This is a genomic window from Escherichia fergusonii ATCC 35469, from assembly GCF_000026225.1.
Classification (GTDB): Bacteria; Pseudomonadota; Gammaproteobacteria; order Enterobacterales; family Enterobacteriaceae; genus Escherichia; species Escherichia fergusonii.
Map to the genome: position 1 here is coordinate 3,375,116 of NC_011740.1, position 24,255 is coordinate 3,399,370.

A 24,255-nucleotide genomic window follows, 5' to 3' on the forward strand; every position below is an offset into this window, starting at 1 on the left:
GTTTGACATTTAAGTTAAAACGTTTGGCCTTACTTAACGGAGAACCATTAAGCCTTAGGACGCTTCACGCCATACTTGGAACGAGCCTGCTTACGGTCTTTAACGCCGGAGCAGTCAAGCGCACCACGTACGGTGTGGTAACGAACACCCGGGAGGTCTTTAACACGACCGCCACGGATCAGGATCACGGAGTGCTCCTGCAGGTTGTGACCTTCACCACCGATGTAGGAAGTCACTTCGAAACCGTTAGTCAGACGAACACGGCATACTTTACGCAGCGCGGAGTTCGGTTTTTTAGGAGTGGTAGTATATACACGAGTACATACGCCACGTTTTTGCGGGCATGCTTCCAGCGCAGGCACGTTGCTTTTCGCAACTTTGCGAGCACGTGGTTTGCGTACCAGCTGGTTAACTGTTGCCATTAAATAGCTCCTGGTTTTAGCTTTTGCTTCGTAAACACGTAATAAAACGTCCTCACACAATATGAGGACGCCGAATTTTAGGGCGATGCCGAAAAGGTGTCAAGAAATATACAACGATCCCGCCATCACCAGGCCAACTGGCTGGTATGCTTAACCGTAAGTCTGACGAAATCAGTATAGTCAATAGGGATGATGTCGTTCGAAATTTGACCAGTCAAACCGCGGGCAATAAGGTCTTCGTTAAGGGCATAGACCTTAATGGGGGCATTACGCAGGCTTTCAAGGTAGCGGTTACCGTCAACTGCGGCAGTTACGCCATCTTGCAATAACAGCAGTTCGTCGCCCTCACTGAGCAGACGCAGCAGCGCAGCAAAATCCGTCAGCCATGGTGAGCGATGTAATGTGTGCAGCATAAACGCCTCAAAACCTCAAAATAACATCGTAGTTGGCGAGTTCGCGGCGTAAGGCATCTGCTTCGAGCGGCGTGGCTTCGACAACAAAGGATGTCTGCGGATCTAACCCGCGTTCGCGCAGTGAAGCCGCACAAACCCAGCACTGTTCAATGTCGTACAGGCCCAACAATTTAAAAGTGGCAATGTAATCACGCGCCAGCACTGTATCGGGCTTTTGTCCTGGCAGCAGCTGAAAAACGCCATCAGCAATAAAGAAGACGGCCAGCTCGTCAGTTAATGCGGAAGTTGCCAGTAAAGCATCTAAACCTTCCCGACCAGCAGCTGTACCATGAGGCGTAGTAGAAAAAACAAACGCAATTCGTTTCATCAGAACTGTACCACCCTGTCACAGGTCAGCGAAGCTTCCGCCAGCGCGCCAAGTCCGCTTAAGGTAAATCCCGTCTGAAGGTTTGACGAAGCCAGCCCCAGTCTTCCGGCTTCCGTTTCATCAACAACGCCACGGCGTAATGCTGCCGCTACGCAGATATTCAGCGCCACACCATGTTGCGTATTCAACTGTTGCCAGCCGCGCACAAGGTCAAATTCGTCGCTTGCCGGTGAGGTCAATTGGTTAGCGTTATAGACCCCTTCCCGATAGAAAAAGACGCTGCTTAGTTCATGGCCTTCGGCTATCAGTGCCTGCGCAAACTGAAAAGCACTACTCGCCTGTTGCGTACCGTATGCTGGCCCGGTCACCACGATGGCAAAACGCATTACTTATCTTGCCCCAGGAAGTCGCCACTTTTGAACTGGCGAATATAGAGATAAACAGTATGTTTGGAAATATTCAGACGATCAGCAACCTGATTAATCGCGTCTTTAATATCGAAGATCCCTTTCTCGTAAAGATTCAGCACGATCTGGCGATTTTTGGCGTTATTGGAAACATTGCGATCGGCATTCACTTCTTCGATGGTGAACTCCAGCGTTTGGGTAACCAGATCTTCTACAGAGGAAGCAAAGTTGACATTTGAGCCGACGTCCGGCGTCTCTGGTGGCACGAAGGTGCTCATAATCTGCGAGAAAGGAACATCGAGGTTCATATTAATGCACAGCAGGCCAATTACACGCTGTTCGCGGTTACGAATGGCGATAGTCAGCGACTTCATTAATACGCCGCTTTTGGCGCGAGTAAAGTAGCATTTAGAAACGCTGCTATCCGCGCCAGTCATATCGTGCAGCATACGTAACGCCAGGTCAGTAATTGGCGAACCAATCTTCCGGCCTGTATGTTCACCGTTAGCAATACGAATGGCTGAACATTTTAAATCCTGCAAAGAGTGCAAAACGATTTCACAATGGGAGCCAATGAGCATCGCTAACCCGTCCACCACCGCTTCGTAGGATTTCAGAATATCAAAATCGCTCTGGTCGAAAGGACGTTGATCCAGTAAATCCAACTCACTGGTTTCGTTGGTTAAAAGCGACCTGGACATGAAAAAAAACACTCCTTTTCAGGAACCTGTCGTTATGTTTTCAGGGCAGGCTCATTAATGATGCGGGTAACTAAATTAATACAGCGGAGGTTCCGCTTTCCAGCATTAATTATATCCGGCCTGCAATAAAAAAAATGCCGCCTGGTCAGGCGGCATTTCTTAATGCTTATTTTTTAGTAGCTTCGGTGGCTTTTGCATCAGCTTGTGGTTGAGCATCAGCTTTCGCAGCTGGTTTCACATCCAGCAGTTCTACGTCGAATACCAGTGTAGAGTTTGGCGGAATTCCTGGAACACCATTTTTACCGTAAGCCAAAGTCGGTGGGATAACCAGTTTGATTTTGCCACCTTTCTTGATGTATTTCAGGCCTTCGGTCCAGCCAGGGATCACACCATCAAGTTGGAAAGAAAGAGGCTCACCACGGGTATAGGAGTTATCAAACTCTTTACCGTCAATGAGCGTACCTTTGTAATTCACTACAACAGTATCGCTGTCTTTCGGGGCTTCGCCAGTACCGGCTTTCTCAACTTTATAAACCAGGCCAGTTGATGATGTTTTAACATCTTTCTCTTTAGCAAATTTTTCGCGGTACTCTTTGCCTTTTGCATCGTTATCAGCCGCGTCCTTTTCCATCTTCGCCTGCGCAGCTGTCTTCACGCGAGCTTCAAATGCCTGCAGAGTCTGTTCGATTTCTTGATCAGACAGTTTGCTCTTCTGTGCAAAGGCATCCTGAACACCGGCGATCAACTGATCTTTATCCAGTTTGATCCCCAGCTTTTCTTGCTCTTGCAGAGAGTTTTCCATGTAACGGCCCAGCGAAGCACCCAGTGCGTAAGCTGATTTCTGGTCGTCATTTGCGAACGCTGCTTTGCTATCAGTCGTTGCAGCAGGTTTCGCCGCTTCAGCAGCAAAAGTGATTGGCGCATGCAGAGCAACGGCCATAGTGGTCGCCAGCAGCGTTACTTTAAACAGTGATTTCATCCATATCTCCAGGGCCGGGGCATCTCACCCCAGGGTTAACTGACATCAGTAGAGTACTATAAAGGGTTGTTGAACAAATCAACATAAGGACATGCCCTATAATCGCTTCTTTTCTGACTCTTTTTGTTTAAATTAGTTTCGTGGTCGCTAACAGAGTGCTGTCTATTAGTGCAAAGTTAAGTAGAATCCGCGGCGACCATTCGACAAAAGAGGTGAATCATGCAGGATTTATCAATGGAAGCACGCCTGGCAGAGCTGGAGAGCCGACTGGCTTTTCAGGAAATCACCATTGAAGAACTGAACGTCACGGTGACCGCTCATGAAATGGAGATGGCGAAACTGCGCGATCATCTGCGTCTGCTGACCGAGAAGTTAAAAGCCAGCCAGCCGTCGAACATCGCGTCGCAGGCTGAAGAAACGCCACCGCCACATTATTGAGGCATAAAAAAAGCGGGGATTCCCCGCTTTTTTGTCACTTTTTCGGTATTAGTGGCAACCGCAACCGCCGTTACCTTTACCGCCACAGCAGCCTTCGCCACCGTGCTCATGACCGTGATCGTGGCCATGACCACCGCAGCAACCGTCGTGGTCGTGATCGTGGTGATGATCGTGCGCACCGTGAACGTGGCCATGAGCCAGTTCTTCTTCGGTCGCTTCGCGAATCGCCACAACTTCAACGTTGAATTTCAGGTTCTGACCGGCCAGCATGTGGTTACCATCAACCACGACGTGATCGTCTTCAACCGCAGTGATTTCAACCGGTACCGGACCCTGGTCGGTTTCAGCCAGGAAGCGCATACCTACCTGCAGTTCATCAACGCCCATAAATACATCTTTAGGAACGCGCTGCACCAGGTTTTCGTCGTACTGCCCGTAAGCGTTATCCGCGCTAACAGCTACGTCAAATTTGTCGCCAACTTCATGACCTTCCAGCGCTGTTTCCAGGCCAGAGATCAGAGAACCGTGACCATGCAGGTAGTCCAGCGGCGCACTCACCGGAGACTCATCAACCAATACACCGTCTTCTGTACGTACCTGATAGGCCAGGCTGACCACCAGGTCTTTTGCTACTTTCATGATATCTCCTGAGCATGGGAAGAATAGTGGCGCAGATTGTAGCGGAATTCTGCAGCCGTGTACTCACTAGCTTAAAAAATCTCGGCGCATATCGCTAGTCCGGATGAAAAATCCCGATCACTTGCTCATCTTTGCGAACATGATCGCGGGCTTCTTTGTCGACTTCTCGCATCTGGTGTCCGCACTTAACGCATTCAACAATATCAATATTATTTTCGCGCCACATCGCCATTGAATCCTGCGCCTGACAGGCCGGGCATTTTGCTCCCGCAATAAAACGTTTTCGGATTGCCATCGTTATCCTCTACTCAAATTCATCCCAGCCATCCAGCTGGCGTCGTTCTTGTTGCATTTCACGCTGGAAGATCTCTTCCAGTTCGCGTCGGGCTTCCCTGGCGCGAGAAATTTGTACGGTATCGGCATGCATCGGTATTAGCTCTCGTAGCATCCGCATATCCAGGCGGCGAAAATGCAGTTGTGCCCGCTGTGCCTGATGCGGATGCATCCCAAGCGTAACCAACGTCTTGCGCCCCAGCTCTAACGCACTGGAGAATGTTTCACGGGAAAACTGCGTCACCCCGGCCTGTAATAACTCATGCGCTTCCACACGTCCGCGCGCTCGCGCAAGAATATGCAAATGCGGGAAGTGCTGCTGGCATATTTCCACCAGCTTCATGGTGTCTTCCGGCTCGTTACAGGTGATGACGATAGACTCTGCGGCCTCGGCGCCTGCGGAGCGCAACAGGTCAACTTGCGTGGCATCACCGTAATACACTTTGTAGCCATATTTGCGCATCAGGTTAACAGCGCTGATATCCCGCTCCAGCACGGTAATGCGCATTTTATTTGCCATCAGCAAACGACCAATCACCTGACCAAAACGTCCGAAGCCCACGACAATCACCTGCGGTTTATCATCGTTGACCCACGGTTTTTCGTCTTCTTCTTCCGGTCCGTTAAACTGACGGGACAGCCATTTATCCACCAACTTCATCAGCAGCGGCGTGGTCATCATGGAAAGCGTGACCGTCACCAGCAACAGCGCCATCTGGTCGCCCTGGAATAAGCGTTGCGAAGAAGCGGTAGAAAAGAGGACAAAGGCAAACTCGCCGCCCTGACTCAACACGCCAGCAAACTGCATCCGCTCTGAGCTACGCACGCCATACAGCCGCGCCAGCAAATACAGCACGAGAATTTTCACCGCCACCAGCACAACCACGCTTATCACTACCCACAACAGATGGGTATAAAGCACCCCGAGGTTGAGCGACATGCCGACAGAGATAAAAAACAGTCCGAGCAGCAAGCCTTTGAAGGGATCGATAGCCGTTTCCAGTTCATGGCGATATTCACTTTCCGCCAGCAGGACGCCAGCAATAAACGTACCGAGCGCCATCGACAACCCCAGCGCATCCATAAACAATGCGGAACCCAACACCAGCAGCAGCGTCGCGGCAGTGAACACTTCCCGCACGCCAGAAGCAGCAATAAAACGGAATACCGGACGCAGTAAATAGCGCCCCCCAATCAGCATGCCGACAAACGCCAGCACCTTCATGCCGATCTTCATCCAGTCGAAATGTTCGTCTGCCGAACCCGCCAGCAGCGGTACTAACGCCAGCGCGGGGATCACCGCCAGATCCTGAAAAAGCAAAACCGAAAAACCTAGCTGTCCAGATTCGCTGCGATTCATCCCTTTCTCACGCATCAGTTGCAACGCCATTGCAGTGGAAGACATCGCAAGGCCAATGCCACCGACCACCGCCGCCTGCCAGGCGAAATCCGTCAGCATCAACAATCCCGCCAGCAACGCCGCGCTTAGCAGCACCTGCGCCGCGCCTACGCCAAAAATCGAGCGTCGCAATTGCCAAAGCTTGGAAGGATTCAACTCCAGCCCGATGATAAACATCAGGAATACCACGCCGAGTTCCGAAAAGTGGAGGATCTCATCGACGTCGCTAATAAACCCCAGCCCCCACGGGCCAATTGCAATCCCTGCCAGCAAATATCCCAACACTGCACCAATACCCAGCCGCGATGCCAGCGGCACCGCAGCCACCGCCGCGAAGAGAAACAGCACTCCCGCGAGTAAAAAATCGGAACCTTCCATCAGCGGCCTCCCGGAGACAGCGGATTTGCCAGCCAGTCACCGTAGGCTCTGGCGTGACTTGCCAGCTCCTGTGCGCTTTGCCGTCTCGCCCAGTAAATAATGATGGGGCTTAACCAATGCATCCGGCACATGCCCGCCGCCAGTTCAAAGGGGCGCAGAACATCGCTCATCGGATAGCGATTCAACGCGTCATAACGGTAAGCACTTTCCGGCTCACCGGTGGTAATCACGCTACGCCAGTACTTTCCCGCCAGTTGGTTTCCCCCCGGCCCGCTGGCAAAACCACGACTTAATACCCGGTCCAGCCACTCTTTCAGTAGTGCCGGGCAGCTATAGGTATAAAGAGGATGCTGAAAGACAATCACCTCGTGCTCGCGCAGTAATGCCTGCTCACGGGGGATATCAATAAAAAAATCGGGATAGTGCGCGTAAAGGTCGTGCACGGTAACATTGCTGAGCTGCGTGGCCGGTTTAAGCAGTACCCGGTTTGCCACCGAGTCCTGAGATTCCGGATGGGCATACAGCAGCAAAACTTTCGCTGGCTGAGACATCATCCCCCTCCCGGTATGGTTTTTGTGTATAGTCGCTGTTTTGGGCTACCATTGCGCCCGGTGCGGCAGCTCGCCCATACATTACATTATCATAATGATAAGTTAACATAGTCTGAACATACGGCGCCTTATGATTGTTTTCTCCTCGTTACAAATTCGTCGCGGCGTGCGCGTCCTGCTGGATAATGCCACCGCCACCATCAACCCCGGGCAGAAAGTCGGCCTGGTGGGTAAAAACGGCTGTGGTAAATCTACCCTGCTGGCATTGCTGAAAAATGAAATCAGCGCCGACGGCGGCAGCTACACCTTTCCAGGAAGCTGGCAACTGGCGTGGGTGAATCAGGAAACACCAGCGCTACCGCAAGCGGCGCTGGAATATGTCATTGACGGCGACCGTGAATATCGTCAACTGGAAGCGCAGCTACACGACGCCAACGAACGTAACGACGGGCACGCCATTGCGACCATTCATGGCAAGCTGGATGCTATTGACGCATGGAGCATTCGCTCCCGCGCCGCCAGCCTGCTGCACGGCCTCGGTTTCAGCAATGAACAACTGGAGCGCCCGGTAAGTGATTTCTCCGGTGGCTGGCGTATGCGTCTTAACCTCGCCCAGGCGCTGATTTGCCGTTCAGACTTGCTGCTGCTCGACGAACCAACTAACCACCTCGATCTCGATGCTGTTATCTGGCTGGAAAAATGGCTGAAGAGCTATCAGGGCACGCTGATCCTGATCTCCCACGACCGCGACTTCCTCGATCCGATCGTTGATAAAATTATTCATATCGAACAACAAAGCATGTTCGAGTACACCGGCAACTACAGTTCGTTTGAAGTACAGCGCGCCACCCGTCTGGCGCAGCAACAGGCGATGTATGAAAGCCAGCAAGAGCGCGTGGCACATCTGCAAAGTTATATCGACCGTTTCCGTGCCAAAGCCACCAAAGCAAAGCAGGCCCAGAGCCGTATTAAGATGCTCGAGCGTATGGAGCTGATTGCCCCCGCGCACGTCGACAACCCGTTCCGCTTTAGCTTCCGCGCGCCGGAAAGCCTGCCAAATCCGTTACTGAAAATGGAAAAGGTCAGCGCAGGTTATGGCGATCGCATTATTCTCGACTCGATTAAACTGAATCTGGTGCCGGGTTCGCGCATTGGTCTGTTAGGCCGCAATGGCGCGGGTAAATCGACATTAATCAAACTGTTAGCCGGCGAACTTGCGCCAGTCAGCGGTGAAATTGGTCTGGCGAAAGGGATCAAGCTCGGCTACTTCGCCCAGCATCAACTTGAATACCTGCGCGCCGACGAATCGCCTATTCAACATCTGGCACGTTTAGCGCCGCAGGAACTAGAACAAAAACTACGTGATTACCTCGGCGGCTTTGGTTTCCAGGGCGATAAAGTGACGGAAGAAACGCGCCGTTTCTCCGGTGGGGAAAAAGCCCGCCTGGTGCTGGCATTAATCGTCTGGCAGCGTCCGAATCTACTGCTGCTCGACGAACCGACTAACCACCTTGACCTCGACATGCGCCAGGCACTGACTGAAGCGTTGATCGAGTTTGAAGGCGCATTGGTTGTCGTTTCGCACGACCGCCATTTGTTGCGTTCCACCACTGACGATCTCTATCTGGTTCACGATCGTAAAGTCGAACCGTTCGACGGCGATCTGGAAGATTATCAACAGTGGTTGAGCGACGTTCAAAAGCAGGAAAACCAGACCGACGACGCGCCAAAAGAGAACGCGAACAGCGCCCAGGCACGTAAAGACCAGAAGCGTCGGGAAGCGGAGCTGCGTGCGCAAACCCAGCCACTGCGTAAAGAAATCGCCCGTCTGGAAAAAGAGATGGAGAAGCTGAACGCGCAACTGGCGCAGGCGGAAGAGAAACTCGGCGACAGCGAACTGTACGATCAAAGCCGTAAAGCGGAGTTGACCGCCTGCCTGCAACAGCAAGCCAGCGCCAAATCCGGCCTGGAAGAGTGCGAAATGGCGTGGCTGGAAGCCCAGGAGCAGCTTGAGCAGATGCTGCTGGAAGGCCAAAGCAACTGATGGCGCAGATAACGACGACCGATGCCAATGAATTCAGCAGCAGTGCTGAATTCACCCCTATGCGCGGCTTTAGCAATTGTCATCTGCAAACCATGCTGCCGCGTCTGTTTCGTCGCAAGGTGAAATTCACCCCGCACTGGCAGCGACTGGAGTTGCCCGACGGCGATTTTGTCGATCTCGCATGGAGTGAAGACCCTGCCCAGGCGAACCATAAACCGCGTTTAGTGGTGTTTCACGGGCTGGAGGGCAGCCTCAATAGCCCTTACGCCCACGGTCTGGTCGAGGCGGCGCAAAAACGCGGCTGGCTGGGCGTGGTGATGCATTTTCGCGGATGCAGCGGTGAACCAAACCGTATGCACCGCATTTACCATTCGGGCGAAACCGAAGACGCCAGCTGGTTTTTACGCTGGCTGCAGCGCGAATTTGGACATGCGCCAACGGCTGCCGTCGGCTATTCGCTCGGCGGTAATATGCTCGCCTGTTTGCTGGCAAAAGAAGGTAATAACCTCCCGATTGATGCAGCGGTAATTGTCTCCGCGCCATTTATGCTGGAAGCCTGTAGTTATCATATGGAAAAGGGCTTTTCCCGCGTTTATCAGCGTTACTTGCTGAACCTGTTAAAAGCCAATGCTGCGCGCAAACTGTCAGCCTATCCCGGTACGCTGCCGATTAATCTCGCACAGTTAAAATCGGTACGTCGCATCCGTGAATTTGACGATCTGATCACCGCCAGAATTCACGGCTACGCTGACGCTATCGACTATTATCGTCAGTGTAGCGCCATGCCGATGCTGAACCAGATCGCCAAACCGACACTGATTATTCACGCCAAAGACGATCCGTTTATGGATCATCAGGTGATCCCGAAACCGGAAAATCTCCCCCCGCAGGTGGAGTATCAACTGACTGAACATGGTGGTCATGTTGGCTTTCTTGGCGGTACATTATTTCATCCGCAAATGTGGCTGGAGTCACGCATTCCTGACTGGTTAACAACGTATCTGGAGGCGAAATCATGTTGATTCCGTGGCAAGAACTCTCCCCCGAAACGCTGGAAAATTTAATTGAAAGTTTTGTGTTACGCGAAGGCACCGATTATGGTGAACATGAGCGTACACTTGAACAGAAAGTCGCCGACGTCAAACGCCAGCTACAGTGCGGAGAAGCGGTGCTGGTATGGTCGGAGCTGCACGAAACGGTCAATATCATGCCGCGCAGTCAGTTTCGCGAATAACCTGCAGCCGTCGGCGGACGAGATAATAATGATAGCTAAGTCATGGAGTTACTATGTCTGCCAAACATCCGGTCATTGCGGTAACAGGATCCAGCGGCGCGGGGACCACCACCACCAGTCTCGCATTTCGTAAAATATTCGCGCAGTTAAATCTGCATGCAGCTGAGGTGGAAGGCGACAGTTTTCACCGTTACACGCGCCCGGAAATGGACATGGCGATCCGCAAGGCGCGTGATGCCGGGCGGCATATCAGCTACTTTGGCCCCGAAGCTAACGACTTCGGCCTGCTGGAACAAACCTTCATTGAATACGGTCAGAGCGGCAAAGGAAAATCACGCAAATATCTGCATACGTACGACGAAGCCGTACCATGGAATCAGGTGCCGGGGACATTCACCCCATGGCAACCTTTACCGGAACCCACTGATGTACTGTTTTATGAAGGGCTACACGGCGGCGTGGTCACACCACATCATAACGTTGCGCAGCATGTGGATTTACTGGTCGGCGTAGTGCCTATCGTTAACCTTGAGTGGATTCAAAAACTGATCCGCGACACCAGCGAGCGCGGGCACTCACGAGAAGCGGTGATGGACTCAGTAGTACGTTCAATGGAAGACTATATCAACTACATCACGCCGCAGTTTTCCCGCACCCATCTTAACTTCCAGCGCGTTCCCACTGTCGACACCTCAAACCCGTTCGCAGCAAAGGGCATTCCATCACTGGATGAAAGCTTTGTGGTGATCCATTTTCGTAATCTGGAAGGGATCGATTTCCCCTGGCTGCTGGCGATGTTGCAGGGCTCATTCATTTCCCACATCAATACATTAGTGGTGCCGGGCGGTAAAATGGGTCTGGCAATGGAGTTAATTATGCTGCCACTGGTGCAACGATTGATGGAAGGAAAGAAAATCGAGTAACTCTGCTAATATGCCGGATAAACAATTATCCGGCATCGTACTCCTGACATTAAATCACGCGGCAACCACTTCATACGAGTGAGTAATATTCACCGCTTTTTCCAGCATCAACGCCACTGAACAATATTTCTCGGCAGAGAGATCTACCGCACGCGCAACTGCTGCGTCTTTCAGGTCGCGACCGGTGACGATAAAATGCAGATTAATGTGCGTAAACAGGCGTGGTGCCTCTTCGCGGCGTTCAGAGGTCAATTTTACTTCACAATCGACAACATCCTGACGCCCCTTTTGCAGGATAGAAACCACATCAATGGCGCTACAACCACCCGCCGCCATCAACACCATTTCCATCGGACTTGGCGCTTTATCGCCAGAGTTGCCGTCCATTAAAATCTGGTGACCAGATGCGGATTCGCCCAAAAAAGTTAACCCTTCGACCCACTTCACTCGCGCTTGCATTTTTGCCACTCCACTGCATCAAATTTATTCACAGCGTACGCGTACTGACCAAATCGCGCAACAGAAGGCGACCTGAGTCAAGCTGAAGCGAGACACCAGGAGACACACGGCGAAAGCTATGCTAAAACAGTCAAGATGCTACAGTAATACATTGATGTACTGCATGTGTGTAACGGACTTCACATAACAGATGCAGTACGTATTTGACAGCCTCTTCCCAGATAGCGGGAAGCACATTTCGGCAATCCAGAGACAGCGGCGTTTTCTGGCTCTGGAGAAAGCTTATAACAGAGGATAACCGCGCATGGTGCTTGGCAAACCGCAAACAGACCCGACTCTCGAATGGTTCTTGTCTCATTGCCACATTCATAAGTACCCATCCAAGAGCACGCTTATTCACCAGGGTGAAAAAGCGGAAACGCTGTACTACATCGTTAAAGGCTCTGTGGCAGTGCTGATCAAAGATGAAGAGGGTAAAGAAATGATCCTCTCCTATCTGAATCAGGGTGATTTTATTGGCGAACTGGGCCTGTTTGAAGAGGGCCAGGAACGTAGCGCATGGGTACGTGCGAAAACCGCCTGTGAAGTGGCTGAAATTTCGTACAAAAAATTTCGCCAATTGATTCAGGTAAACCCGGACATTCTGATGCGTCTGTCTGCACAGATGGCGCGTCGTTTGCAAGTCACTTCAGAGAAAGTGGGCAACCTGGCGTTCCTCGACGTGACGGGCCGCATTGCACAGACTCTGCTGAACCTGGCAAAACAACCGGATGCCATGACTCACCCGGACGGTATGCAAATCAAAATTACCCGTCAGGAAATCGGTCAGATTGTCGGCTGTTCTCGTGAAACCGTGGGACGCATTCTGAAGATGCTGGAAGATCAGAACCTGATCTCCGCACACGGTAAAACCATCGTCGTTTACGGCACTCGTTAATCCCGTCGGAGTGGCGCGTTACTGAGTAGCGCGCCATTTTGTTTCCCCCGATGTGGCGCAGACTGATTTATCACCCCGATATCAACTATGCACTACGACAAACGCTAGTGCTATGTTTGCCCGTGGCCGTTGGGTTAATGCTTGGCGAATTACGATTCGGTCTGCTCTTCTCCCTCGTTCCTGCCTGTTGCAATATTGCGGGCCTTGATACGCCTCATAAACGTTTTTTCAAACGCTTAATCATTGGTGCGTCACTGTTTGCCACCTGTAGCTTGCTGACACAGCTGTTACTGGCAAAAGATGTTCCCCTGCCCTTTTTGCTGACCGGATTAACGCTGGTGCTTGGTGTCACTGCTGAGCTGGGGCCATTGCACGCAAAATTGCTTCCCGCATCGCTGCTCGCCGCCATTTTTACCCTCAGTCTGGCGGGATACATGCCAGTCTGGGAACCGTTGCTCATCTATGCGCTGGGCACTCTCTGGTACGGATTGTTTAACTGGTTTTGGTTCTGGATCTGGCGCGAACAACCGCTACGCGAGTCACTAAGTCTGCTGTACCGTGAACTGGCGGATTACTGCGAAGCCAAATACAGCCTGCTTACCCAGCACACCGATCCTGAAAAAGCATTGCCACCACTGCTGGTGCGCCAGCAAAAAGCGGTCGATTTAATTACTCAGTGCTATCAGCAAATGCATATGCTTTCCGCGCAAAATAATACTGACTACAAGCGGATGCTGCGTATTTTCCAGGAGGCGCTGGATTTACAGGAACATATTTCGGTCAGCTTGCATCAGCCGGAAGAGGTGCAAAAGCTGGTCGAGCGTAGCCATGCGGAAGAAGTTATCCGCTGGAATGCGCAAACTGTCGCCACTCGCCTGCGCGTGCTGGCTGATGACATTCTTTACCATCGCCTGCCGACGCGCTTTACGATGGAAAAACAAATTGGCGCACTGGAAAAAATCGCCCGCCAGCATCCGGATAATCCTGTTGGGCAATTCTGCTATTGGCACTTCAGCCGCATCGCTCGTGTACTACGCACCCAAAAACCGCTCTATGCCCGTGATTTACTGGCCGATAAACAGCGGCGAATGCCGTTACTGCCGGCACTGAAAAGTTATCTGTCACTAAAGTCTCCGGCGCTACGCAATGCCGGACGACTCAGTGTGATGTTAAGCGTTGCCAGCCTGATGGGCACCGCACTGCATCTGCCGAAGTCGTACTGGATCCTGATGACGGTATTGCTGGTGACGCAAAATGGCTATGGCGCAACCCGTCTGAGGATTGTGAATCGCTCCGTGGGAACCGTGGTCGGGTTAATCATTGCGGGCGTGGCGCTGCACTTTAAAATTCCCGAAGGTTACACCCTGACGTTGATGCTGATTACCACCCTCGCCAGCTACCTGATATTGCGCAAAAACTACGGCTGGGCGACGGTCGGCTTTACCATTACCGCAGTGTATACCCTGCAACTATTGTGGTTGAACGGTGAGCAGTACATCCTTCCGCGTCTTATCGATACCATTATTGGTTGTTTAATTGCTTTCGGCGGTACCGTCTGGCTGTGGCCGCAGTGGCAGAGCGGGTTATTGCGTAAGAACGCCCATGACGCTTTAGAAGCCTATCAGGAAGCGATTCGTTTGATTCTGAGCGAGGATCCGCAACCTACGCCACTGGCCTGGCAGCGAATGCGGGTGAATCAGGCGCATAACACTCTGTATAACTCATTGAATCAGGCGATGCAGGAACCGGCATTCAACAGCCATTATCTGGCAGATATGAAACTGTGGGTAACGCACAGTCAGTTTATTGTTGAGCATATCAATGCCATGACCACGCTGGCACGGGAACACCGGGCATTGCCACCTGAACTGGCGCAAGAATATTTGCAGTCTTGTGAAATCGCCATTCAGCGTTGTCAGCAGCGACTGGAGTATGACGAACCAGGTAGTTCTGGCGATGCCAATATTATGGATGCGCCGGAGATGCAGCCGCACGAAGGTGCAGCAGGCACACTGGAGCAGCATTTACAGCGGGTTATTGGTCATCTGAACACCATGCACACCATTTCGTCGATGGCATGGCGTCAGCGACCGCATCATGGGATTTGGCTGAGTCGCAAGTTGCGGGATTCGAAGGCGTAATACAGGCTAAACCATCGGATAAGGCGTTTACGTCGCATCCGACATCTTTTGCCTGATGCGACGCTGACGCGTCTTATTTACGCCCCAATCACCTTCGCCACCGCGTGGGCGAAACGATGCATCCCTTCATCGATATCCGCATCTTCCACCACCAGCGACGGCGCAAAACGCATCACATCAGGCCCGGCATTCAGCACCATTACGCCTGCCTCGGCACCCGCATACAGGAAATCACGCGCCCGACCTTTGTACTGTGGTTTCAGCTCTGCGCCAATCAACAGCCCCATACCGCGAATATCGCTAAACACATCGTACTGCTGATCGATCTTCTGCAAATGGTCCACAAAACGCTGGCGTTTCGCGTGAATGCCTTCCAGCACTTCAGGGGTATTGATGATATCAAACGCCGCACCCGCTACTGCACAGGCCAGTGGATTACCGCCGTAGGTGGAACCGTGAGAACCAGGATGAAACGCAGAAGCAATCTCCGCCGTAGTCAGCATGGCGCTAATCGGGAAGCCGCCACCTAACGCTTTGGCGGAGGTCAGAATATCCGGCGTCACGCCGTAATGCATGTAAGCAAACAGATCGCCGGTCCGCCCCATCCCGCACTGCACTTCATCAAACACCAATAATGCCTGATGCTCATCACAGAGTTCGCGCAAGCCCTGCAAAAACTCTGGCGTCGCAGCCGTCACGCCGCCCTCGCCCTGAATCGGCTCAACCACCACCGCACAGGTATGATCATCCATCACCGCTTTCACTGCGTGGAGATCATTAAAGGGAACGTGGATGATGTCTGCCGGTTTTGGCCCAAAGCCGTCTGAATATTTTGGCTGCCCGCCCACCGAGACGGTAAACAGCGAACGACCATGAAAAGCGTTATGGAAGGCAATAATTTTGGTTTTGAACGGGCTATGACGCACACAGGCGTAATGGCGTGCCAGTTTAAAGGCTGTTTCGTTAGCTTCCGTGCCGGAGTTCATAAACACCACGCGTTCGGCAAACGTTGCCTCAATCAGTTTACGACCAAGACGCAGCGCCGGTTCATTGGTAAAAACGTTACTGATATGCCACAGAGTTTCGCCCTGGGTTTTTAACGCGTTCACCAGCGCAGGATGGCAATGGCCCAACGCCGTAACTGCAATGCCACCCGCGAAATCGACATACTCCTTGCCTTGCTGATCCCAGATTCTGCTGCCCAGACCTTTTACCGGAATAAACTCTGCCGGAGCATAAATCGGCAGGATCACTTCATCGAAAGTCGCGCGTGTAATTGCTGTTTGTTCAATTGCCATCTCATGATCACCCTGTTACGCATAACTCAACGTGAAATTATAATCACAAAATATGCATAAAAAATCACTGAATGGCAATCAGAAATCAGCGCTCCAGGAAATTAGCCAGCAGTTGATGCCCTTGTTCGCTGAGAATACTTTCTGGATGGAACTGTACGCCTTCCAGATCCCACTGGCGATGGCGAATCCCCATAATCTCGCGGGTTTCGCTCCAGGCCGTCACTTCAAAGCACTCCGGTAATGAGTCAGGCTCCACCACCAGCGAATGGTAGCGTGTCACGGTGAGTGGATTTGCCAGCCCCTTAAATACGCCCTCACCGTTATGTGTGATCGGCGAGGTTTTGCCGTGCATCACCTTTGCGGCGCGCACAACTTTGCCACCAAAAGCCTGCGCCATTGCCTGATGACCGAGGCAGACGCCAAGAATCGGCAAACTCCCGGCGTAGTGGCGAATAACGTCAAGGGAGATCCCTGCGTCGTCCGGCGTACAGGGTCCAGGTGAGATAACAATTTTCTGCGGTTTGAGTGTGTCGATATCCGCCAACGTTAACGCATCGTTGCGCTTAACCAACACATCCGCCCCCAGTTCACAAAAGTACTGGTAGAGGTTCCAGGTAAAAGAATCGTAGTTATCAATAAGCAGGATCATGGCGGCTCCGGTACGAAAGAACCGCGCTATTTTACTCAGATTCCCCGGCTTCGCTTACCACTTTGCTAAATATCATCTGCAGCGCGGTGAGATCCCCCATTGCCCCACTCTGATTTGCCTGATTCCAGGCCTCTTTTTCAATACCCTGCCAGCTCAGTTGATAACCAGCATGAATCGCCAGTTGCTCGAAGAAGATCCGCTGTGCCAGACCACTTCCCGCCCGGAAGGGATGCAGGACGTTGATTTCACAATAGTAGTGTGCCAGCCGCTCGACGAACTTCGTTTTCTCCAGGCCAACCAGATACCCTTCTTCCTCCAGATCCTGCATCAGGGCATTGCCCTCTTTTTCGATATAAGCAAAGTGGCAGAACGGCGTATCACCCTGATAAATATCAACTTCACGCAGTTGCCCCGCCCAGTCGAAAATATCCTGATACAGCTGGCGATGGATAGTGCGCAAATGCGGTAAACCGCGCACCAGCGGACCAAGCTCAATGGTCGCAGCACGCAGCGCCGTCATTTCGTAAGCGGCCTGTTCCAGCCGCTGTTGCTGGCGGATGTTCAGCCGGTTACGCATGATATCAAGGCCAGGATAAAGATACGGATCGCGCCCTTCGCCGAATTTATCGCTCATAGTGCCTCCTCAGCTCTTCAAGGCGCGCTAAAGCCTCTGCGGCAGTAAGAGTAACTAAAGGCATCTCGACGCCTTCAAGACGGCGACTGGCCTGGAAATTACGATTACGCTGAAGCTCCCAGAGACGGGACTTTTGCTTATCGGTGAGTTTCTTCACTTGATGCCTCCCTGAACGTGTCCATTTGCCACAAGTATAAGCGGCAAATCCGGGTTACGCCGGGAGAGCAGAAGCGCGGGCAAGATTGCCCGCGCGAGAAATCATTACGGCAGGACTTTAGCGGAAAGGATAACTACCGGTTTTGACGGCACATTCTGGTACGGACCAACATCATGAGTCGGCACCTGGGAAATCTTATCGGCAACGTCCATGCCTTTCACCACTTTACCAAATACCGCGTAACCGAAATCACGCTGACCATGGTCAAGGAAGGCGTTATCGGCAACGTTGATAAAGAACTGACTGGTGGCGCTGTCTTTGTCAGCGGTACGCGCCATCGCGATGGTGCCACGCGTGTTGCGCAGGCCGTTATCGGCTTCATTTTTGATTGGCGGGTTTGGTTTTTTCTGCTGCATCTGCTCGGTGAAACCGCCGCCCTGAATCATAAAGCCAGGAATGACGCGGTGAAAGGTGGTGTTGTTATAAAAACCACTGTTCACATAATCGACAAAGTTTTGCACTGACACTGGCGCTTTCTGGCTATTAAGCTCCAGTTCAATGTCACCGGCGGAGGTCGTTAATAAAACGTGCGGATCTCCTTTCGCTGCCAATGCTGCGGGTGAAAGAGCAGAAAGAGCGAAAACAGCTGCAACAGCCGCCAGGGTCGATTTAAGCATGAGATTTCCTTAACTAGAGCAGAAATAAAGCAAGTGAAGTGATTCTAAATAGCCTTCAAGTACAAGGCCATCCCTTTACCTAATTTTACGTATCTGAAACAAATGTAACGCTGGCAGACGTGCTTTATGTGATCTGCATCACTTTATGCTGTTCAATGATGAAGAAATACCCATTCTACGAAGTTTTGATAGCAAAACAGGAAACTCTCTGTTCTGCCTGTTTTTTATACACAGGCGAAATGTCAGACAATTCCACGACTTAAGAAAATTTATACAAATCAGCAATATACCCCTTAAGGAGTATATAAAGGTGAATTTGATTTACATCAATAAGTGGGGTTGCTGAATCGTTAAGGTAGGCAGTAATAAAAAAGAAATCGAGGCAAAAATGAGCAAAGTCAGACTCGCAATTATCGGTAACGGTATGGTCGGCCATCGCTTTATCGAAGATCTTCTTGATAAATCTGATGCGGCCAACTTTGATATTACCGTTTTCTGTGAAGAACCGCGCATCGCTTATGACCGCGTACACCTCTCGTCTTACTTCTCTCACCACACCGCCGAAGAGCTGTCGCTGGTGCGCGAAGGCTTCTACGAGAAACACGGCATCAAAGTTCTGGTCGGCGAACGCGCTATCACCATCAACCGTCAGGAGAAGGTGATTCACTCCAGCGCCGGGCGTACCGTTTTTTATGACAAGCTAATCATGGCGACCGGTTCCTACCCGTGGATCCCGCCAATCAAAGGTTCTGATACTCAGGACTGCTTTGTCTATCGCACCATTGAAGACCTCAACGCCATTGAATCCTGCGCCCGTCGCAGCAAGCGCGGTGCCGTTGTTGGTGGCGGCCTGTTAGGTCTGGAAGCCGCTGGCGCGCTGAAAAACTTAGGCATTGAAACCCACGTTATCGAATTTGCCCCTATGCTGATGGCGGAACAGCTTGATCAGATGGGTGGCGAGCAGCTGCGTCGCAAAATCGAAAGTATGGGCGTGCGCGTTCACACCAGCAAAAACACCCTTGAGATTGTGCAGGAAGGTGTTGAAGCGCGTAAAACCATGCGTTTTGCCGACGGCAGCGAACTGGAAGTCGACTTTATCGTCTTCTCTACCGGTATCCGTCCGCGCGATAAGCTGGCAACTCAGTGTGGTCTGGACGTTGCTCCGCGTGGGGGTATCGTCATTAATGATTCCTGCCAGACTTCCGATCCGGATATCTACGCCATCGGCGAATGCGCAAGCTGGAACAACCGTGTATTTGGTCTGGTAGCACCTGGCTACAAAATGGCGCAGGTCGCCGTTGACCATATTCTCGGTAGCGAAAACGCCTTTGAAGGTGCTGACCTTAGCGCCAAGCTGAAATTGCTGGGCGTAGACGTAGGCGGTATTGGTGATGCTCACGGTCGCACGCCTGGCGCACGTAGCTACGTTTACCTCGATGAAAGTAAAGAGATCTACAAACGCCTGATTGTCAGCGAAGACAACAAAACCCTGCTCGGTGCAGTACTGGTGGGTGATACCAGCGACTACGGTAACCTGCTGCAACTGGTGCTGAACGCAATCGAACTGCCGGAAAACCCGGATTCTCTGATTCTGCCGGCGCACTCAGGTAGCGGCAAGCTGTCTATTGGTGTTGATAAACTGCCGGACAGCGCGCAAATCTGCTCCTGCTTTGACGTCACCAAAGGCGATCTGATTGCTGCCATCAACAAAGGCTGCCATACCGTTGCGGCGCTGAAAGCCGAAACCAAAGCGGGTACTGGCTGCGGTGGCTGTATCCCGCTGGTCACTCAGGTACTGAACGCGGAACTGGCAAAACAGGGTATCGAAGTTAACAATAACCTGTGCGAACACTTTGCTTATTCGCGTCAGGAACTGTTCCATTTGATCCGCGTTGAAGGCATTAAAACCTTCGAAGAACTGCTGGCGAAACACGGTAAAGGCTACGGTTGTGAGGTTTGTAAACCAACCGTCGGTTCACTGCTGGCCTCCTGCTGGAACGAATACATTCTGAAGCCGGAACATACTCCGCTACAGGATTCTAACGACAACTTCCTCGCGAACATCCAGAAAGACGGCACCTACTCGGTGATCCCGCGTTCTCCGGGTGGTGAAATCACCCCAGAAGGGCTGATGGCAGTGGGTCGTATCGCGCGTGAATTTAATCTCTACACCAAAATCACCGGCTCCCAGCGTCTGGCGATGTTTGGCGCACAGAAAGACGATCTGCCGGAGATCTGGCGTCAGCTGATTGAAGCAGGTTTCGAAACCGGTCATGCCTATGCGAAAGCACTGCGTATGGCGAAAACCTGCGTGGGTAGCACCTGGTGCCGCTACGGCGTTGGCGACAGCGTTGGCCTCGGCGTGGAACTGGAAAACCGCTACAAAGGCATCCGTACGCCGCACAAAATGAAGTTCGGTGTCTCCGGCTGTACCCGTGAATGTTCAGAAGCCCAGGGCAAAGACGTGGGTATCATCGCCACCGAAAAAGGCTGGAACCTGTATGTGTGCGGTAACGGCGGCATGAAACCGCGTCATGCGGATCTGCTGGCAGCGGATATCGATCGCGAAACACTGATCAAATATCTTGACCGCTTCATGATGTTCTACATCCGTACTGCCGACAAACTGACGCGTACCGCACCGTGGTTAGAAAACCTCGAAGGCGGCATTGATTACCTGAAAGCGGTGATCATTGACGACAAACTGGGGCTGAACGCACATCTGGAAGAAGAGATGGCGCGCCTGCGTGAAGCGGTAGTGTGTGAGTGGACTGAAACGGTCAATACGCCGTCTGCGCAGACTCGCTTCAAACACTTCATCAACAGCGATAAGCGTGACCCGAACGTGCAGATGGTGCCAGAGCGCGAACAGCACCGTCCGGCAACGCCGTATGAACGTATCCCGGTAACTCTGGTGGAGGACAACGCATGAGCCAGTGGAAAGACATCTGCAAAATTGATGACATCCTGCCTGAAACCGGCGTCTGCGCGCTGTTAGGTGACGAGCAGGTAGCGATTTTCCGCCCGTATCACAGCGACCAGGTGTTTGCGATCAGCAACATCGATCCGTTCTTCGAATCCAGCGTGCTGTCACGCGGGCTGATTGCGGAACACCAGGGCGAGCTGTGGGTCGCCAGTCCGCTGAAAAAACAGCGTTTTCGCTTAAGCGACGGTTTATGCATGGAAGATGAACAGTTTTCCGTCAAGCATTACGAGGCACGAGTGAAAGACGGCGTGGTACAGCTACGCGGTTAATTGTTTTAACGGGAGGCGCAATGCCTCCCCTTTTTGCATTGTCCTGTAATGACCTTAAGTATATTGCAGGACATTTTTTAAACTTTTTGTTTTATTTTTTGTTTTTATTTTTTAAAGGATAATCAAATGTTTACAGACACTATTAATAAGTGTGCGGCTAACGCTGCGCGCATTGCACGCCTGTCGGCAAATAACCCGCTCGGCTTCTGGGTAAGCTCCGCGATGGCGGGCGCGTATGTGGGGCTGGGAATCATCCTGATTTTCACGCTCGGTAACCTGCTCGATCCATCTGTTCGTCCTCTGGTGATGGGCGCGACCTTTGGTATCGCCTTAACGCTGGTGATTATCGCCGGTTCTGAACTGTTCACTGGACACACCATGTTCCTCACCTTTGGGGTGAAAGCGGGCACTATCAGCCACGGGCAAATGTGGGCAATCCTGCCGCAAACCTGGCTGGGTAACCTGGTCGGTTCCGTCTTCGTTGCCATGCTTTATAGCTGGGGCGGTGGTAGCCTTTTGCCAGTAGATACCAGTATTGTTCACTCCGTCGCGCTGGCAAAAACCACTGCACCGGCAATGGTACTGTTCTTCAAAGGTGCATTGTGTAACTGGCTGGTTTGCCTGGCAATCTGGATGGCGCTGCGCACTGAAGGGGCGGCGAAATTTATCGCTATCTGGTGGTGTCTGCTGGCATTTATCGCGTCCGGTTACGAGCACTCCATCGCTAACATGACGCTGTTCGCGCTCTCATGGTTCGGCAACCACAGCGAAGCCTACACGCTGGCGGGTATTGGTCATAACCTGCTGTGGGTGACGCTGGGTAATACTTTATCGGGTGCCGTATTCATGGGATTGGGTTATTGGTATGCTACGCCGAAAGCTAATCGTCCGGTTGCGGACAAATTTAATCAAACTGAAACGGCTGCCGGTTAATTATTAAGGGGTTTTTACGTGGATCATTTGCCTATATTTTGCCAATTACGCGACCGCGACTGTTTGATTGTCGGCGGTGGTGATGTCGCGGAACGCAAAGCAAGGTTGCTGTTAGACGCAGGTGCTCGCTTAACGGTGAATGCATTAGCGTTTATTCCACAGTTCACCGCATGGGCAGATGCAGGCATGTTAACCCTCGTCGAAGGGCCATTTGATGAAAGCCTTCTCGACACCTGCTGGCTGGCAATTGCGGCGACGGATGATGACGCGCTTAATCAGCGCGTCAGCGAAGCCGCCGAATCTCGTCGTATCTTCTGTAACGTGGTCGATGCGCCGAAAGCCGCCAGCTTCATTATGCCGTCGATTATCGACCGCTCACCGCTCATGGTAGCTGTCTCCTCTGGCGGTACCTCTCCGGTCCTGGCGCGACTGTTACGCGAAAAACTTGAATCACTGCTGCCGCTGCATCTCGGCCAGGTGGCAAAATATGCGGGGCAGTTACGCGGTCGGGTCAAACAACAATTCGCCACGATGGGTGAACGTCGCCGTTTCTGGGAAAAACTGTTCGTTAATGATCGCCTGGCGCAGTCGCTGGCGAACAACGATCAGAAAGCCATTACCGAAACGACCGAACAGTTAATCAATGAACCGCTCGATCATCGCGGTGAAGTGGTGCTGGTTGGCGCAGGTCCGGGCGATGCCGGTCTGCTGACGCTGAAAGGTCTGCAACAAATTCAGCAGGCAGATGTGGTGGTCTACGACCGTCTGGTTTCAGACGATATTATGAATCTGGTACGGCGCGATGCGGATCGTGTCTTCGTCGGTAAACGCGCGGGATATCACTGCGTACCGCAGGAAGAGATTAACCAGATCCTGCTGCGGGAAGCGCAAAAAGGTAAACGCGTGGTGCGTCTGAAAGGCGGCGATCCGTTTATTTTTGGCCGTGGTGGCGAAGAGCTGGAAACACTGTGCAATGCGGATATTCCGTTCTCAGTAGTTCCGGGTATTACCGCAGCGTCTGGTTGCTCTGCCTATTCGGGCATTCCCCTCACGCATCGCGATTATGCCCAGAGCGTGCGCTTAATTACCGGACACTTAAAAACCGGTGGCGAGCTGGACTGGGAAAATCTGGCGGCAGAAAAGCAGACATTGGTGTTCTATATGGGGTTGAATCAGGCCTCGACTATTCAGCAAAAACTGATTGAACACGGTATGCCTGGCGAAATGCCGGTGGCGATTGTCGAAAACGGTACGGCAGTAACGCAACGCGTGATTGACGGTACGCTCACGCAACTGGGCGAGCTGGCGCAGCAAATGAACAGCCCCTCATTAATTATTATTGGTCGGGTCGTTGGCCTGCGCGATAAATTGAACTGGTTCTCTAACCATTAATTTAACCAGGGCCAGAGAATTCTGGCCTTTTCGTTTACAACTTTCTTTATACATTCAGCAAATAAAAAACAACTAATTAACAAACATCATTTGTTTTTGACCCGCTATATTTATCGTTACAGCGACTTACAAAATTAAGTCATTCAGTAACTGGCGCCAATTAAATAATCCTGTATCGTTCTTAATGAGCAGTCTGTTATATTCATATAATCAATGAATATTAATCTATATAATACATAGGGAATGTTAATGAACAATTTTATTAAAGTTACACTGGTAGGTGCAGTACTGGCTACGTTAACTGCATGTACTGGTCATATTGAAAACCGTGATAAGAACTGCTCTTACGACTACCTGCTACATCCGGCAATTTCTATTTCTAAAATCATTGGCGGTTGCGGTCCTACTGCACAGTAATTCATTGACAGAAATAGGTTAATGTCGATTTAATTGCCTGACGCCCTCGGGATTACCCGAGGGCGTATTTGTTTCTGA

At 51.8% G+C, this 24,255-nt stretch carries 28 protein-coding genes; 12 read left to right on the plus strand and 16 right to left on the minus strand.

The features are described 5' to 3' along the window. Nucleotides 1-47 precede the first annotated feature (47 nt). From rpsL to fkpA, 6 genes are all read right to left on the minus strand, one after another. A complete protein-coding gene (gene rpsL, locus EFER_RS16650; protein ID WP_000246815.1) occupies nt 48-422 on the minus strand; it encodes a 30S ribosomal protein S12 in 375 nt (124 codons plus the stop codon). A gap of 125 nt (nt 423-547) precedes the next feature. Next, entirely contained in the window at nt 548-835 is a 288-nt protein-coding gene (tusB, locus tag EFER_RS16655; RefSeq protein ID WP_000903378.1) for a sulfurtransferase complex subunit TusB, read from the minus strand. Nucleotides 836-842: 7 nt separating this feature from the next. Continuing rightward, nucleotides 843-1,202 carry a sulfurtransferase complex subunit TusC gene (gene tusC / locus EFER_RS16660; protein WP_000820733.1) on the minus strand — a complete coding sequence of 120 codons (360 nt, stop codon included), beginning with the start codon at nt 1,200-1,202 and terminating at the stop codon, nt 843-845. After that, nucleotides 1,202-1,588 carry a sulfurtransferase complex subunit TusD gene (tusD, locus tag EFER_RS16665; protein ID WP_001209698.1) on the minus strand — a complete coding sequence of 129 codons (387 nt, stop codon included), beginning with the start codon at nt 1,586-1,588 and terminating at the stop codon, nt 1,202-1,204. The genes tusC and tusD overlap by 1 nt, the downstream gene beginning before the upstream one ends. Continuing rightward, the gene (locus EFER_RS16670) at nt 1,588-2,310 is read right to left on the minus strand and encodes a helix-turn-helix transcriptional regulator (protein WP_000091461.1); all 723 of its coding nucleotides are present in this window, start codon (nt 2,308-2,310) and stop codon (nt 1,588-1,590) included. Before EFER_RS16670 ends, tusD begins: the two co-directional genes overlap by 1 nt. Nucleotides 2,311-2,476: 166 nt before the next feature. Beyond that, nucleotides 2,477-3,289: an FKBP-type peptidyl-prolyl cis-trans isomerase gene (fkpA, locus tag EFER_RS16675; protein WP_000838249.1), complete on the minus strand. Its 813-nt coding sequence runs from the start codon at nt 3,287-3,289 to the stop codon at nt 2,477-2,479. Between the two features lie 219 nt (nt 3,290-3,508). Here fkpA and EFER_RS16680 point away from each other — a divergent pair, with 219 nt between their 5' ends. After that, nucleotides 3,509-3,727 (plus strand): protein SlyX, encoded by a 219-nt coding sequence (locus tag EFER_RS16680; RefSeq protein WP_001153620.1) that lies wholly within the window; start codon nt 3,509-3,511, stop codon nt 3,725-3,727. Nucleotides 3,728-3,775: 48 nt separating this feature from the next. On the opposite strand, the gene slyD is transcribed toward EFER_RS16680, so the two are convergent. From slyD to kefG, 4 genes are all read right to left on the minus strand, one after another. Beyond that, nucleotides 3,776-4,366: a peptidylprolyl isomerase gene (slyD, locus tag EFER_RS16685; protein WP_000861348.1), complete on the minus strand. Its 591-nt coding sequence runs from the start codon at nt 4,364-4,366 to the stop codon at nt 3,776-3,778. A gap of 94 nt (nt 4,367-4,460) precedes the next feature. Beyond that, nucleotides 4,461-4,661 (minus strand): YheV family putative zinc ribbon protein, encoded by a 201-nt coding sequence (locus EFER_RS16690; protein ID WP_001007734.1) that lies wholly within the window; start codon nt 4,659-4,661, stop codon nt 4,461-4,463. A 9-nt stretch (nt 4,662-4,670) separates the two neighbouring features. Continuing rightward, the gene (gene kefB, locus EFER_RS16695) at nt 4,671-6,476 is read right to left on the minus strand and encodes a glutathione-regulated potassium-efflux system protein KefB (protein ID WP_000399122.1); all 1,806 of its coding nucleotides are present in this window, start codon (nt 6,474-6,476) and stop codon (nt 4,671-4,673) included. Then, nucleotides 6,476-7,027 carry a glutathione-regulated potassium-efflux system ancillary protein KefG gene (kefG, locus tag EFER_RS16700; protein WP_001297514.1) on the minus strand — a complete coding sequence of 184 codons (552 nt, stop codon included), beginning with the start codon at nt 7,025-7,027 and terminating at the stop codon, nt 6,476-6,478. The genes kefB and kefG overlap by 1 nt, the downstream gene beginning before the upstream one ends. A 130-nt stretch (nt 7,028-7,157) precedes the next feature. On the opposite strand from kefG, the gene EFER_RS16705 reads away from it, so the two are divergent. Genes EFER_RS16705 through EFER_RS16720 form a run of 4 tightly spaced genes read left to right on the plus strand, consistent with a single transcriptional unit; the run spans nt 7,158 to nt 11,228 of the window. Next, entirely contained in the window at nt 7,158-9,071 is a 1,914-nt protein-coding gene (locus tag EFER_RS16705) for an ABC transporter ATP-binding protein (RefSeq protein WP_000634793.1), read from the plus strand. Further along, nucleotides 9,071-10,093 carry a hydrolase gene (locus tag EFER_RS16710; RefSeq protein WP_000057371.1) on the plus strand — a complete coding sequence of 341 codons (1,023 nt, stop codon included), beginning with the start codon at nt 9,071-9,073 and terminating at the stop codon, nt 10,091-10,093. Before EFER_RS16705 ends, EFER_RS16710 begins: the two co-directional genes overlap by 1 nt. Then, nucleotides 10,087-10,305, plus strand: a complete 219-nt coding sequence (locus tag EFER_RS16715; RefSeq protein WP_000907089.1) for a YheU family protein — start codon at nt 10,087-10,089, stop codon at nt 10,303-10,305. Before EFER_RS16710 ends, EFER_RS16715 begins: the two co-directional genes overlap by 7 nt. 53 nt (nt 10,306-10,358) lie before the next feature. After that, a complete protein-coding gene (locus tag EFER_RS16720; protein ID WP_001274672.1) occupies nt 10,359-11,228 on the plus strand; it encodes a phosphoribulokinase in 870 nt (289 codons plus the stop codon). A gap of 54 nt (nt 11,229-11,282) precedes the next feature. On the opposite strand, the gene EFER_RS16725 is transcribed toward EFER_RS16720, so the two are convergent. Next, a complete protein-coding gene (locus EFER_RS16725) occupies nt 11,283-11,687 on the minus strand; it encodes an OsmC family protein (RefSeq protein ID WP_001148908.1) in 405 nt (134 codons plus the stop codon). A 304-nt stretch (nt 11,688-11,991) separates the two neighbouring features. Here EFER_RS16725 and crp point away from each other — a divergent pair, with 304 nt between their 5' ends. Both crp and EFER_RS16735 read left to right on the plus strand, forming a co-directional pair. Then, nucleotides 11,992-12,624, plus strand: a complete 633-nt coding sequence (gene crp, locus EFER_RS16730) for a cAMP-activated global transcriptional regulator CRP (protein WP_000242755.1) — start codon at nt 11,992-11,994, stop codon at nt 12,622-12,624. Nucleotides 12,625-12,674: 50 nt separating this feature from the next. Next, entirely contained in the window at nt 12,675-14,765 is a 2,091-nt protein-coding gene (locus EFER_RS16735; RefSeq protein WP_024256541.1) for a YccS/YhfK family putative transporter, read from the plus strand. A gap of 77 nt (nt 14,766-14,842) precedes the next feature. Here EFER_RS16735 and argD read toward each other — a convergent pair whose 3' ends face one another. The 5 genes from argD to ppiA all read right to left on the minus strand — a co-directional run bounded on the left by argD (nt 14,843) and on the right by ppiA (nt 18,180). Then, a complete protein-coding gene (gene argD / locus EFER_RS16740) occupies nt 14,843-16,063 on the minus strand; it encodes a bifunctional acetylornithine/succinyldiaminopimelate transaminase (protein ID WP_000963760.1) in 1,221 nt (406 codons plus the stop codon). A gap of 85 nt (nt 16,064-16,148) precedes the next feature. After that, nucleotides 16,149-16,712 carry an aminodeoxychorismate synthase component 2 gene (gene pabA / locus EFER_RS16745; RefSeq protein ID WP_000601871.1) on the minus strand — a complete coding sequence of 188 codons (564 nt, stop codon included), beginning with the start codon at nt 16,710-16,712 and terminating at the stop codon, nt 16,149-16,151. 31 nt (nt 16,713-16,743) lie between these two features. After that, the gene (locus EFER_RS16750) at nt 16,744-17,346 is read right to left on the minus strand and encodes a putative adenosine monophosphate-protein transferase Fic (protein ID WP_001280648.1); all 603 of its coding nucleotides are present in this window, start codon (nt 17,344-17,346) and stop codon (nt 16,744-16,746) included. Then, nucleotides 17,336-17,503 carry a YhfG family protein gene (locus EFER_RS16755; RefSeq protein WP_000736860.1) on the minus strand — a complete coding sequence of 56 codons (168 nt, stop codon included), beginning with the start codon at nt 17,501-17,503 and terminating at the stop codon, nt 17,336-17,338. Before EFER_RS16755 ends, EFER_RS16750 begins: the two co-directional genes overlap by 11 nt. A gap of 104 nt (nt 17,504-17,607) precedes the next feature. Further along, nucleotides 17,608-18,180 (minus strand): peptidylprolyl isomerase A, encoded by a 573-nt coding sequence (gene ppiA, locus EFER_RS16760; RefSeq protein WP_000920477.1) that lies wholly within the window; start codon nt 18,178-18,180, stop codon nt 17,608-17,610. Nucleotides 18,181-18,568: 388 nt separating this feature from the next. On the opposite strand from ppiA, the gene nirB reads away from it, so the two are divergent. From nirB to EFER_RS16785, 5 genes are all read left to right on the plus strand, one after another. Next, the gene (nirB, locus tag EFER_RS16765; RefSeq protein WP_000049204.1) at nt 18,569-21,112 is read left to right on the plus strand and encodes an NADPH-nitrite reductase large subunit; all 2,544 of its coding nucleotides are present in this window, start codon (nt 18,569-18,571) and stop codon (nt 21,110-21,112) included. Then, entirely contained in the window at nt 21,109-21,435 is a 327-nt protein-coding gene (nirD, locus tag EFER_RS16770) for a nitrite reductase small subunit NirD (protein ID WP_000084764.1), read from the plus strand. Before nirB ends, nirD begins: the two co-directional genes overlap by 4 nt. Nucleotides 21,436-21,561: 126 nt before the next feature. Continuing rightward, nucleotides 21,562-22,368 carry a nitrite transporter NirC gene (gene nirC, locus EFER_RS16775; protein WP_000493563.1) on the plus strand — a complete coding sequence of 269 codons (807 nt, stop codon included), beginning with the start codon at nt 21,562-21,564 and terminating at the stop codon, nt 22,366-22,368. Between the two features lie 18 nt (nt 22,369-22,386). Beyond that, entirely contained in the window at nt 22,387-23,760 is a 1,374-nt protein-coding gene (cysG, locus tag EFER_RS16780) for a siroheme synthase CysG (RefSeq protein ID WP_000349872.1), read from the plus strand. 249 nt (nt 23,761-24,009) lie between these two features. After that, a complete protein-coding gene (locus EFER_RS16785; RefSeq protein ID WP_001058671.1) occupies nt 24,010-24,177 on the plus strand; it encodes a YhfL family protein in 168 nt (55 codons plus the stop codon). The last annotated feature ends 78 nt before the right edge of the window (nt 24,178-24,255 follow it).